12 protein-coding genes are annotated in these 11,427 nt (G+C 61.7%); 5 read left to right on the top strand and 7 right to left on the bottom strand.

Annotation, left to right across the window (positions count from 1 at the left end; genetic code table 11):
* Positions 1-36 precede the first annotated feature (36 nt).
* Entirely contained in the window at positions 37-330 is a 294-nt protein-coding gene (locus AC097P_RS08755; RefSeq protein WP_479610008.1) for a hypothetical protein, read from the top strand.
* 66 nt (positions 331-396) lie between these two features.
* On the opposite strand, the gene AC097P_RS08750 is transcribed toward AC097P_RS08755, so the two are convergent.
* The 7 genes from AC097P_RS08750 to AC097P_RS08720 form a co-directional block, all read right to left on the bottom strand.
* Positions 397-672, bottom strand: a complete 276-nt coding sequence (locus tag AC097P_RS08750; protein WP_479610007.1) for a hypothetical protein — start codon at positions 670-672, stop codon at positions 397-399.
* 76 nt (positions 673-748) lie between these two features.
* Positions 749-2,419 carry a methyl-accepting chemotaxis protein gene (locus AC097P_RS08745; protein WP_479610006.1) on the bottom strand — a complete coding sequence of 557 codons (1,671 nt, stop codon included), beginning with the start codon at positions 2,417-2,419 and terminating at the stop codon, positions 749-751.
* Positions 2,420-2,760: 341 nt separating this feature from the next.
* Entirely contained in the window at positions 2,761-3,315 is a 555-nt protein-coding gene (locus AC097P_RS08740; protein ID WP_479610005.1) for a GNAT family N-acetyltransferase, read from the bottom strand.
* A gap of 251 nt (positions 3,316-3,566) precedes the next feature.
* Positions 3,567-3,971, bottom strand: a complete 405-nt coding sequence (locus AC097P_RS08735; protein ID WP_479610004.1) for a nuclear transport factor 2 family protein — start codon at positions 3,969-3,971, stop codon at positions 3,567-3,569.
* A gap of 8 nt (positions 3,972-3,979) precedes the next feature.
* A complete protein-coding gene (locus AC097P_RS08730) occupies positions 3,980-4,414 on the bottom strand; it encodes a GNAT family N-acetyltransferase (RefSeq protein ID WP_479610003.1) in 435 nt (144 codons plus the stop codon).
* Positions 4,415-4,444: 30 nt separating this feature from the next.
* Positions 4,445-4,969, bottom strand: a complete 525-nt coding sequence (locus AC097P_RS08725; protein ID WP_479610002.1) for a Clp protease N-terminal domain-containing protein — start codon at positions 4,967-4,969, stop codon at positions 4,445-4,447.
* Positions 4,970-5,083: 114 nt separating this feature from the next.
* The gene (locus AC097P_RS08720; RefSeq protein WP_479610001.1) at positions 5,084-6,391 is read right to left on the bottom strand and encodes a leucine-rich repeat-containing protein kinase family protein; all 1,308 of its coding nucleotides are present in this window, start codon (positions 6,389-6,391) and stop codon (positions 5,084-5,086) included.
* A 103-nt stretch (positions 6,392-6,494) separates the two neighbouring features.
* Here AC097P_RS08720 and AC097P_RS08715 point away from each other — a divergent pair, with 103 nt between their 5' ends.
* The 4 genes from AC097P_RS08715 (at position 6,495) to AC097P_RS08700 (ending at position 11,345) form a co-directional block, all read left to right on the top strand.
* The gene (locus AC097P_RS08715) at positions 6,495-7,532 is read left to right on the top strand and encodes a MerR family transcriptional regulator (RefSeq protein ID WP_479610000.1); all 1,038 of its coding nucleotides are present in this window, start codon (positions 6,495-6,497) and stop codon (positions 7,530-7,532) included.
* Between the two features lie 80 nt (positions 7,533-7,612).
* The gene (locus AC097P_RS08710) at positions 7,613-8,941 is read left to right on the top strand and encodes an MFS transporter (RefSeq protein WP_479609999.1); all 1,329 of its coding nucleotides are present in this window, start codon (positions 7,613-7,615) and stop codon (positions 8,939-8,941) included.
* Between the two features lie 137 nt (positions 8,942-9,078).
* Positions 9,079-10,056: an ABC transporter ATP-binding protein gene (locus AC097P_RS08705; RefSeq protein WP_479609998.1), complete on the top strand. Its 978-nt coding sequence runs from the start codon at positions 9,079-9,081 to the stop codon at positions 10,054-10,056.
* Positions 10,053-11,345, top strand: a complete 1,293-nt coding sequence (locus tag AC097P_RS08700) for a hypothetical protein (RefSeq protein ID WP_479609997.1) — start codon at positions 10,053-10,055, stop codon at positions 11,343-11,345. Before AC097P_RS08705 ends, AC097P_RS08700 begins: the two co-directional genes overlap by 4 nt.
* Positions 11,346-11,427: the final 82 nt, after the last annotated feature.

Genomic DNA, 11,427 nt, shown 5'->3' with positions numbered 1-11,427 from the left:
TTTGAGGCCATCGCCCAGCGGCCTAGGGGGACAGCAATGGATGACGACGACACTGCCGGATACCAAGGCGACCTCACCACCGTCGCTAAAAACCTGTCCGCGACGGAGGCCCACATGCTGTGCAATTGTCTGCGCGCGGGCGGCGTACCCGCCGAGACCGCCGACACCCAACTCGCCCAGACCCACGCCCTGTTGTCCATCGCCATCGGCGGCGCCAGCGTCCGTGTGCCGGCCGATTGTGTGGATGAAGCCAAGTCCGTCATTGCCGCATACGAACGCGGTGAATTTGCGCTAGGTGACGACTTCAACGGAGATGAAAGCGGGCTCTAGCCCTCGTCCAGCAAGCGTAAGCAGCTATTAAGTTTGTAGCACTTTAAAGACCGGCGAGGCCATAGGTCAATGATCTTTCTTGGTGATGATGCGGTCGTTCCTGCGCGGCCTGCCCGCCCGCCCCGCCTTGGACCAGTCGTAGTCCTCTCCATCCGGCGTCTTGCCATCCGCAACCGTGTCCACCCCCTGCTTGCCCACATGCTGCGGGTTCTCGTTGGCCATGGTCACAAAGGTGTAGCCGGCGTCGCGTTTTTCTTTGGTGATTTGCAGGGCTTTCACGATCTCTGATGCCTCTTGGCCGTGCACATCGTTGTTGTTGTCGGTCCAATAGATTTTGAACATGGCTTGTCTTAGGTCTTACGTGTCGTCGCTACCACATGTTTTGAACAATGATCTTCACTGCCAATCTTGAGATGGACTAGGTGGCACGCCCCGGAAGAACGCCCCGAGTGAGACGCTTAGGGCTTTCGTACACCGTGTCCGCATATGTCGCGCACACCGCGGATGTCCGTTGTGCAATCAGGACGCCCGGTGATCCGCTCTCCACCTTGAACACCGCAACTGTGTTAACCAGCTCTTGCGCTTGAAGTTTGAGACCACTGGCCGCAGCCGCCATTTCCTCGACCAATGCAGCGTTTTGCTGAGTAGCTTGGTCCATCTGGGTAACTGCCTCGCCAACCTGCTCCACCCCCATAGCCTGCTCATTGCTGGCAGCACTGATTTCGCCCATTAAGTCTGTCACCCGACGAATGCTAGAGACCACTTCTGTCATGGTAACTCCCGCCTTGTCCACTAGTGCAGTACCCTGTTCCACCCGTTCTACGTTCGCGCTGATGAGGCTCTTGATTTCTTTGGCCGCTTGCGCACTGCGTCCCGCCAAGCTGCGTACCTCGCTGGCAACCACGGCAAAACCTCGACCCTGTTCCCCGGCACGGGCTGCTTCGACCGCCGCATTGAGGGCAAGAATATTGGTTTGAAAAGCAATACCGTCAATGACGCTGATGATGTCCGATATCTTGCGCGACGTTTCGTTGATACCCTTCATGGTTTCCACCACCTGGGTTACCACTTCACCACCTTGCATTGCCACTGTACTGGCGTTCACGGCAAGCTGATTGGCATGTCGTGCACTGTCTGCGTTTTGCTTAACCGTGGAGCCGAGTTCTTCCATAGACGCTGCGGTTTGTTCAAGGGCACTAGCTTGTTGCTCGGTACGGGCGGATAAGTCGTGGTTACCCGGGGCGATTTCAGCACTGGCGGTGGCCACGCCTTCCGAACCTTGGCGTACAGATGCCACAACTATGCTAAGCGACTGCTGCATCGCTAGCATGCCCGAGATTACACTCTGCTCTCCACCCTGGGCGACGTCTATGCGAGTGGTCAAATCACCTGCGGTGATAGCACTAGCAATCGCCAACACCTGTCCTGGCTCTGCTCCAAGCTGACGTCCGATGCTGCGCACGACCAGCGAACCAAAACCTGCAGCGAAAATAAGACCGCCAACCAGTGCAAAGATAGACAGCTTGCGCAGTACGCTGGCCCTGGCTACTGACGCTTCATAATCTTGGCTGGCCACATCCAACTGCAGGGTGACAAGCTTGCTCAAGATGTCCGATGATTTGGGCGACAACGGGCTAACTTTTTCCTTGTAGATTTTCAGCGCCTCGTCTACCTTATGGGCTTTGAGCGCTTCGTTCATAGGCAAGATGGCTTCTTTGTCATAAACGGCGCGGGTACGCGCAAATTCGTCGGCAAGCACCTTTTCTTCAGAAGTCAATGTGGTAGCCATATACGCGTCCCACAGCTTGGTAGCTTTTGTTAAATTTTCCGCGATTTCCCGGCTGCGCTTTTCGATTACCGAGGGCTCAGGGAACATGGCCATATCCATAACTAAAATTCGGTTGCGCTGGTACAGTCGGCTTATTTCAGCCAGTTGCCCTAGGGGAACGACCCTATCATCGTAAACACCCTTGAACGCTGCATTGGCACTGTTTGTGCCATAAAGACCAAAACTGCCCACTGCAACCAGGAGGGCACACAAAACGCCCAGCAAAACAAATAGCCGTGTGGAAATGCGCGTGTTGTTCACAATAAGCCCTCTTTCTGTGCCGCAGTCCCAGCACCTCATCGAGTTGAAAGCCCCTAGGTTTTTGCTTACCTTCTTACCAGTTTATCCGCAGAATCAGCAAAGCTTTCGCGGGGCCAAATGTGTCAGCCAATTACCACTCTCCGCCGGAGGCCGCCTAGGCAATGTATTCGAGGTTAATAGCCAGCGGCGCATCGCGGGAGACGACGGGGGCCTGGTACCCAGAGACTAGGATTCCAAGCACTGATCCAGGCCGGTGATTGGGTTCGAAGCAGGTACAGCCAAGGATAAATTTCGGTGATCATCGTTGTTGGGTGTAGGCGTAAACGAAGGGTGTCAGTGGATCAAGATAGATCCGCAGGCAACTCTACCGCACGCTCCATAAACCGCCACACTGGGTGCAACACATCAGGCACTTCCAACCCCTCATACGGTCCGCGGTCAACAAATCCAGCGGCAACATACAGGCGCTGGGCAGAGTGCATGAATGGAGCCGAGTCCAGGCGCACGCGTTGGTAGCCAAATGCCCGCGCGTCACCCAGCAAGCGTTGCAGTATGGACTGGCCTAACTTCAGGCCGCGAAAGGCCGGGCGTACGTAGATGCGTTTGATCTCGCAAGCGCCATCGCCCAGCGGCCGCAAGCCACCCATGCCGGCCACGTCTTTACCCACATGGACCAGATAAAACGCCCCGCGCGGTGGTGGCTCGCCGCACACTTTATCGATGACGCTGGCCACGTAGTCGGGTAACTCCATGCCCAGCAATGCCTGCGGTGTCATCCCGAACGACTGCTCTATGCCAGCAGCTACCCAGGCCATGTATTCGAGGTTGGTGGCCAGCAGTGCTTCTCGGTAAGTAACCGGGTTGGCAAGGTGGAAAGTGACGTTATCTGTTGTCATGTGCGTACGCTAGAAACCACCGACCATCGATCCGAAAAGTGCTGACCAGCCTGCTTGAACTAACCAGCGCGGTCAACCGAAGGTGCGTTAGACCTTGACTGGACCAGTTTAGGTTTGTAGGATGCCCACCCATCTCTGGACCTTCCAACCGCCAAGTAGAACACCCGCGGCAGAATTGAAGACAGGTGGTCAACAATTGCCGGAATATGTGGTCAGTCACGCCGGAATACGCAGTCATGCAGGGCTACCAACTACTTGATCGAAGTGGCCTGCGACCACACCACCTGCCAATGCGCATCGACCAGCTCATAGGTATCGATGTGCCAACATTGAAAGGGCGTGCCCGATCCATCGCCCGAATCCATCTCCAGCGTGGCCTGGTACCGCAGCACAGCGCTGGTGGCTTGCATACGGACGGCAATAGGGCCTGGCACCCACCGCAGATAGCGTAGAGCGCCGTTTGCGATCTTGCCCAGGTATTGTTCTCGCGTAAAAGATGTTCCGCCCGGGGTAACAAGTTGGAAGTCGGGTGCATGAAGCTGCAGAGCAAGCACCATATCACCGGCTACCAAGGCCTTCAAACGCGTCTGCTCTACTGCGCGCAGGTGATCTTCTTGGGAGGGGTAAACAGCGGCAGAGTCTATGTGGTTGACCATCAACGTTGTCATGATTCGCTGACGTGCCCGCGTGCGATGGCAGCGCTTTGGTCCTGGAATATTGCCATGGCGGTGAGCATGCGCAAAAAGCCCAATTTGCGGTAGAAACCTTCCTTGCCGGGCACCGAGTACAAAATGATTTTCTTGTGGCCTGCGGATAGTTCCATCAGCTTTTCGACTACCGCTTTCCCTAAACCCGTGCTCTGGTGGCTGGGCATCACGGCCACGTCGCAGATGTAAGAGCAGTCCATGCCATCGGCCAGCGCGCGGCCCACGGCTACCAGCCTGCCGGCTTCGTCGCGCACAAAGCAGCGGAAGCGGCTGTTGGCAAAGACGATTGCGAGTTCATCGGCTTGCTTGCGGCCGAGCGGGGCTGCGTGGTACAGCGCTTCGAGTTCGTGCCAGTCGACCGTTGTGAGGTCATAGGACCAGGATAAAGACATGCGGGGTTCCTAGCGGCGATGGTGGGTTGTTCAGATTTCGTAGACGGTCGCAGCGCTGATTTCCACCGCGGCGGCTTCTGCCAGCGCTTTGGGATCAGCGCCCATGGCCTTGAGTGCGCGAATGGCCACACCGTGCTGGACGGCGGCAACGGCTACCAGCACATGTGCGCTCAACAAGGGCGCTCCAGCGTTGGCCTTCTGCTGGCTGGCCAGCAGCTGCATCATGGTCTGGGCTGAGGCCTGCGCCTGGTAGGGGCCTGTTCCAGGCGGCACTGCAATCGCAGCGTCGCCAATGCCGGCTGGCATATCCAGCCCGACAGCCTTCAACGCATCCGCATGCTGCTGGGCGATGGCTGTGCGAAAGCCGTTGGGGTCCACATGGATGTGTTCGAATGCCTTGCGTGCCGTGCCGTCGGGCGCCTCCAGTGCCGCCAGTACAAAATGCTCCGCGCCCGGCTCTTTTTGGCCGTCCGCGTTGGCGTGCTGCTCGGCAGCCAGACACAGGGCCTTGATGGTGCTCATGTCCCGAACACGCTGCTTGATGGTTTCAAACATGTTGGTAAGTCCTAAGAAGAGGAATATTTGACAAACTAGGCTGTAGCCCTCGTGTAACGTGCGTAACCCGCTACCAAAACAGTAGCACTCGCTGAGTCCCCGCCCCAGCGTGTGCTACGCGCGCGCAAGTGTGTCCACCACATCCGCCATCTCCGGGCGGTCCGCAGGCCTGTCGTGCAGGCACGCCCGCGCCAGCGCATCCACCGCCGCCAGCGTGCTCGCCTGGGCCGCACTAGGCGGCTCTGCATGCGCCACCAGCTCCTCCAGTAGATAACCAAACGCCCGCACCTCCAACGCCAGCAGCGCGCGGCTCAGCACAGGCTGGTCCACGGGCAACAAGGTGCCGGCGCCAAAGTCGCTCAACAAAGCCTGGCCGCTGGCCGTGTCCCACAGGATGTTGTGTGCATAGAAGTCGCCATGCAGAACGCCGCGCTGGTGCAGATGCGCCAGTGCGCCGGCCATGTCCTGCGCCAGCCGCAGCACGGCGGGTACGGATATGCGCAAGCCGCTCGCATACACATCGCGCGTGCACGAGTCCAGGCTGGGTGGCCCGGCCAGGTTGACGAAGTGCGGGGGTATCAGCGGCAACAACAGGCCAGGTGTGCGCTGCGGATGGTCGGTCAGCTGCGCACTGGGTGTGCATAGGGCGGGGTGCTGGCCCGCGGCCAGGCAGGCGGCCAGTTCGTGCTCGGGCAGGCCATCGCTGGTGACGGCGCCCTTGAACAGCTTGAGCGCCAAGCCCTCGGTGCTGCCCTCTTGGTGCACGCGGTAGATGTGGCCGGACGCGCCCTCGCCCAATACACCATCCAAGCGCAGGTGTGCCCACGGCACGCTGGCCATGGGCGCGGGCGCCGCGCGGTGCCAGCCCAGCGGGTTGCCGGCCAATGCGGGCCAGGCCAGGCGTGGCAGATCGGTCAACCAGGGCGGCAACTGCGCAAACTGGTTGGCAGAGATGCGCAACAGCTCCAGCTTATGGGCATTGGCAAGACCTGCGGGCAGATCGTGCAACCGGTTACCGGCCAACATCAGCTTCTGAATGGCGGGGCGCTCACCAATTTCCGCCGGCAATTGGGAAATAGCGTTGTCGGTCAACGTCAGCCAGCGCAGCAGGGGTGGCATGGCGGCGCCGGGCACCTCGGTGATCTCACAGGCCTTGAAGCCCACCTGCTGCAGCACTGCGCAGTCGCCCAGCACCTCAGGCAGCCGGGTGAAGGGGTTGTTGGAGCAGAAGATGGCCTTGAGCTTGCGCAGCCGCGGCAGCTCATGCGGCAGTGTGCGCAGCCGGTTGTTGGAAAGGTTCAGCACCTCCAGCGTATCGGCCAGGTCAAACACCTCGGGCGGCAGTGTCTCGAGGTCGCAGGACAGGTCCAGGCGGCGGGTGCCAATCAGCTCGCCACTGCGCAGTTGTTCAAGGGTGTGCATGCGGGCCGATTATCCCGCCGGGACATCGCCGAGCGGCATCCACACTTGACCCTCACGCTACGTAAGGGTTGATACTGCGGGTCTGTTTATAAGGAAACGTGTAGTGCTTCTACTGAAAGTTGGCGAACTGGCCACCCGCACGGGCCTGACGGTGCGCACCCTGCACCACTACGACACTATAGAGCTGCTCAAGCCGTCGGCACGCTCCGACGCCGGGTACCGCCTCTACAACCAGGACGATGTGGCGCGGCTGCACGCGATACAGGCGCTGCGCCACATGGGGCTGTCGCTGGCCGATGTGGGCGACATGCTGGCGCGCGGTGGCGAGGGCCTGGGCGACACCATCGCCCGGCAGATCCGCGCGCTGGACCATGAGATCACGCAAGCCACCGAGCTGCAGGCACGGCTGCAACTGCTGCAAGAGCGCCTGGCCACCGGCAGCGCGCCCGACATGGCGGACTGGCTGAACACTCTGTCCCTGATGACAACCTATTCCAAATACTTCAGCGCCGCCGAGATCAAGCGCATCCTGGACAACCGAAAGGCCCAAGGTGCGATCTGGGAACGCCTGATCGCCGAAGTGCACACCGCCATCCAGCAACAGCTGGCCGCCGATAGCAAGACCGTGCAGTCGCTAGCCCTGCGCTGGATGAACCTGACGCTGGAAATGATGGACGACGACTTCAAACTCATCGAGCGCTGGGGCCAGATGTACAACACCGAGCCCAAGGCGCAGTTCAAGAACGGCCCCGGCCCCGAAGTGCTTACTTTCATCAACGCCGCCATTGCGCTGCGCATAGAAGCCATGCTGCGCCATATGACACTGGCCGAGCTGCATACGCTGCGCACGGGGCCCCAGGCCGACGTTGACCAGCTGGCACGAGACGCCCATGCGCTGCACACAGCCCAGGCCGACCTCACGGGGCCGGCCGCACGTGCGCTGGTCGCACGCTGGGAGCAATTCATGCTGCGGGTCTGTGGGAACAAGCCTGCACTGCTGCGCAAGCTGATCGCGGCCTACACAGCGGAGCCGCTGCTGCAGGGCACTACAGTGTTTGACAGCCTGGCGCTGGAGGTCATCAAACGGTCGATGGATGTGCAGGGCCACCCACTGGCAAACCCGCTCTTCGAGAAAAGTTGAAAAAGCGCTTGACCCTTACGCAACGTCAGGGCTGACCATTGCGGTTTTGGATACGCAAACGCAATAAGCAAGGCCTGACCATGCACCCACAACAACACCCACCCAATAACGACCGCGCCGCACTGATGCGCGACAAGAATTTCGTCTGGCTGATGGCCGGCTCCATCATCTCCATGCTGGGCGACCAGTTCACGCTGGTGGCCCTGCCCTGGCTGGTGCTGCGCATGACCGGCGACACACTGGTGCTGGGTACCGTGCTGGCCCTGATGAGCCTGCCGCGTGCCGCCTTTATCCTGATCGGGGGTGCCGTCGTAGACCGCTACTCGCCGAAGAAGGTGCTGATGGTCACCAAGTACATCAACACCGTGCTGCTGGCTGCCCTGGCCGTGCTGGTGCTGGCCGGCGGCCTGTCGCTGTGGGCCGTGTACGCACTGGCCTTTGCGATCGGCCTGGCCACGGCCTTCAGCATTCCGTCGGCCACGTCCATGCTGCCACACGTGATGCAGCGCGCCCAGTTGCCCGCCGCCAATGGCGTGATGATGGGCTTGCGCCAGTTGTCGATGTTTCTGGGTCCGCTGCTGGCGGGTCTGCTGATCGTGCTGTTTGGTGATGGCCCCAGCGGCAGCGCGACAGCCGGCGCGGTGACCGATGCCACCGGTCTGGGCCTTGCCTTTGGTTTCGACGCGCTGAGCTTTTTGGCGTCTGCCTGGACCTTGTCCCAGGTGCGCCTGCACAGCCAGGTGGCAGCCCACCCTGCCACTCCGGCCTCCGCCAACCAGGCGGTGTTTTCGGCGGTGGGTGCGGGCCTGCGCCACCTGTGGAACGACCGCGACATGCGCCTGTGCTTCATCTACTGGGGCGTGGTGGCGGTGCTGATCACCGGACCGGTACAGATTGCAGTGCCGGTGCTGGCGACCACGCTGAATCTGGGTGCCGCGGCGCTCGGCATTTTGCTGGGTGCGCACGGTGCAGGTACCTTGATGGGCATGGCCATCTCCGGCGCGCGGCCGGGCATGCGCCTGGGTACGTTGGGCATGACCATGCTGGTGATTGATGTGGTGGTGGGCGCTCTCTTCATGCCCATGGGCCTGATCAACGCAACCTGGCAGGGCGCAGCATTGCTGGGCGCTATCGGCGTGCTGGGCGGCTTCATGCAGGTGTCCATCTTCACGTGGCTGCAGCGGCGCACACCACCGGCGCTGATGGGCCGGGTGATGAGCATGTTCATGTTCATTTTCCTGGGGCTCGCTCCGCTGTCGGGTGCGGTTACCGGCTGGATGCTGCGCTCCATCACGCTGACCCAGCTGTTCGTGGGTAGCGGTGGATTGCTGGTGTGCATCGCGCTGTTGGCCCTGGTGGCATCACCGGTGCGGCAGGTGACCGACGCACCGTCGCCCCAAGCGCTATAAATTCAGGAGCGGCTTACGCGCGCTGGACGAGGGCTGCAGCCCGATTCGGCATAAGAAATTTGCCCAAATCGGGTTCTGGCGGTATCTTCTGTGCGGTTTGCTGATAATCCATGTCAGCCACTGCAGCAGGAGACAGATTGATCCCACCCGTCATCGAGGTCCACGACCTTACCTTCGACTACCCCGGTTTTCGCGCGCTGGACCGCGTCAGCCTGTCCATTGCGCCCGGCAGCGTCACGGCGCTGGTCGGCCCCAACGGTGCGGGCAAGACCACGCTGCTGCGCTGCATTGCCGCGCTGGATACGCCGCTGTCCGGCACGGTGCGCGTGATGGGACTTGACGTGTACGAGTCACCGCGCGAGGTGCACCGCCTGATGGGCTACCTGTCCGACAACTTTGGTCTGTACAGCGATTTGACCGTGGCACAGGGCCTGGAATACGCGGCGCGATCGCAGGGCCTGCCAGCCGCGGCTGTGTTGGACGCCGTGCGCGCAACGGCCCACCGCCTGGGCCTGTCCGACAAGCTGGGCAACCGGGCCCACACGCTGTCGCGCGGGCAGCGGCAACGGCTTGCCATTGGCCAGGCCATCATCCACTCGCCCAAAGTACTGCTACTGGACGAACCCGCCAGCGGGCTGGACCCCGAAGCCCGCGGCGCGCTGGCCGAAGTGTTCAAGGCACTTCAGGCCCAGGGCATGAGCCTGCTGGTATCCAGCCACATCCTGGCCGAGCTGGACGCCTACTCCACCCACATGCTGGCACTGAACCAGGGTCGTGTGCTGGAGCACCGTGCCTTGGGCACCACAGCAGCGAATGGCGGCGACGGTGGGCCGATGGAACGCGTGCTGCGGCTGGAGTTTGTGCAACCAGCCGAGGCCATCGCTGCCTGGCTGCAAACCCAGGCTCATGTGCGCCTGCGCCAGACTGAAAGCTACGCGGTGGAAATTGACTTTGCCGGGGACCGCACCGCCCAGGCGGCGCTGGTGTCTGCCTGCGTGTCAGCGGGGCACGCCGTGGTCAGCATTGCGCCTGTTACCGAAAACCTGCAGCAGTCTTACCTGAAGTCGCTGGCGACCGAGCGCGCCACAGCCTCCGCGCCTAGGAGGGCAGCATGAACCCCGAATTCCGCCGCCAGCTCTGGCTGCAGTTCTCCACCACGCGTCTGGCACTGCTTCCGTTGCTGCTGGCCGGCATCTTTACCGCCATCTACCTGAGTGTGCCGGCGACACCGGCGGTTGCGCTGACCGCAGCCTCGGCGCTGCTGTTCGGCGTGCTGGTGATGGGCATGGGCACCTTTGCTGCGGGTGGCAGCATCATGGACGAGATAGCCGACCGCACCTGGGACCAGCAGCGCATGAGCGCCATGCAGCCCTGGGCCATGACCTGGGGCAAGTTGGCCGGCGCCAGCGCCTATGGCTGGTATGGCGGCGCGCTGTGCCTGCTGGTTGCGCTGCCCAGCGCGCTGGTGCTGGAGCCGGCGGCTTACGTCTTGAAGGCCAGCCTGCTGGCCGTGCTGGTGGGCGTGTTCCTGCAGGCCCTTCTGGTGGCCATCAACCTGCAGTTGCTCAGGTCTGGCACCCGGGTATCACGCCGCGGTGGCGTGGCAGCGCTGCTGCTGGTCTTGCTATGGAGCAGCGGGACCGTGCTGGCCATGTTAAGGAGCGGGCAGGTCGTGTGGTGGGATACCGGGTTCGAGCGGTTGGACTTTGCGCTGGCGTCGCTGGCCCTCTTTAGCGCCTGCGCGCTGGTGGCGGCTTGGCGGTCGATGGCCGAAGTGCTGGCCGTGCGGCAAATGCCCTGGGCTTGGCCGGCACTGGCGCTGGCGGCCACCGCCTACATCAGCGGTTTTGCCTGGGCGCAGCGTACATCGGTGCTGGGCGTGGTGGGCTTGAGCACCTGCGCAGTGCTGACTTACTTCGCGCTGCTGACCGAGCCCCAGCAACGCCCGATGTGGCAACGGGTGGTCGACCGCGCACGAAGCGGCCAATGGCGAGCCGCGCTGTTGCAACTGCCGCGCTGGCCCACGACGCTGCTGCTGGTGTTGCCATTTGCCGTGTTGACCACCACCGCCCTCAAACCCTACGCGGCAGTGCCGTGGACGCTGTCCACCGCGGTGCTGGTGCAGCCCCTGGCCTTTGCGCTGCTCTTGGGCCGAGACTGCGCGCTGGCGTTGTTTTTCGCGTTCTCGACCACCGACCGGCGGCCAGTGTTGTCGTTTGTGGTGCTGATGCTGGTTTTGTACATGCTTTTGCCATGGCTGCTCAACGCGGTCGGCAGCGCCTTGCTGCTGGGCGTGGCACTGCCCTTGCTTTCCGATAGCAATCTGTCGGTGGCGTTTGCCGCTGTACATGTAGCCGCAGCCTTGGGCCTGCTGCACTGGCGATGGCGCACGACGGCGCCATAAACGGCAGAAGCTACGTGCTACATAGTTCTTCCTCACGTGCGGAGATTGCAGTGAACCACACCCAACATTGCACAGTGACTTT

It is taken from the genome of Rhodoferax sp. ZS1R8 (genome assembly GCF_056521325.1).
The sequence above is the reverse complement of the archived record's forward strand: the minus strand, read 5'-3'. Positions and strand labels throughout refer to the sequence as shown.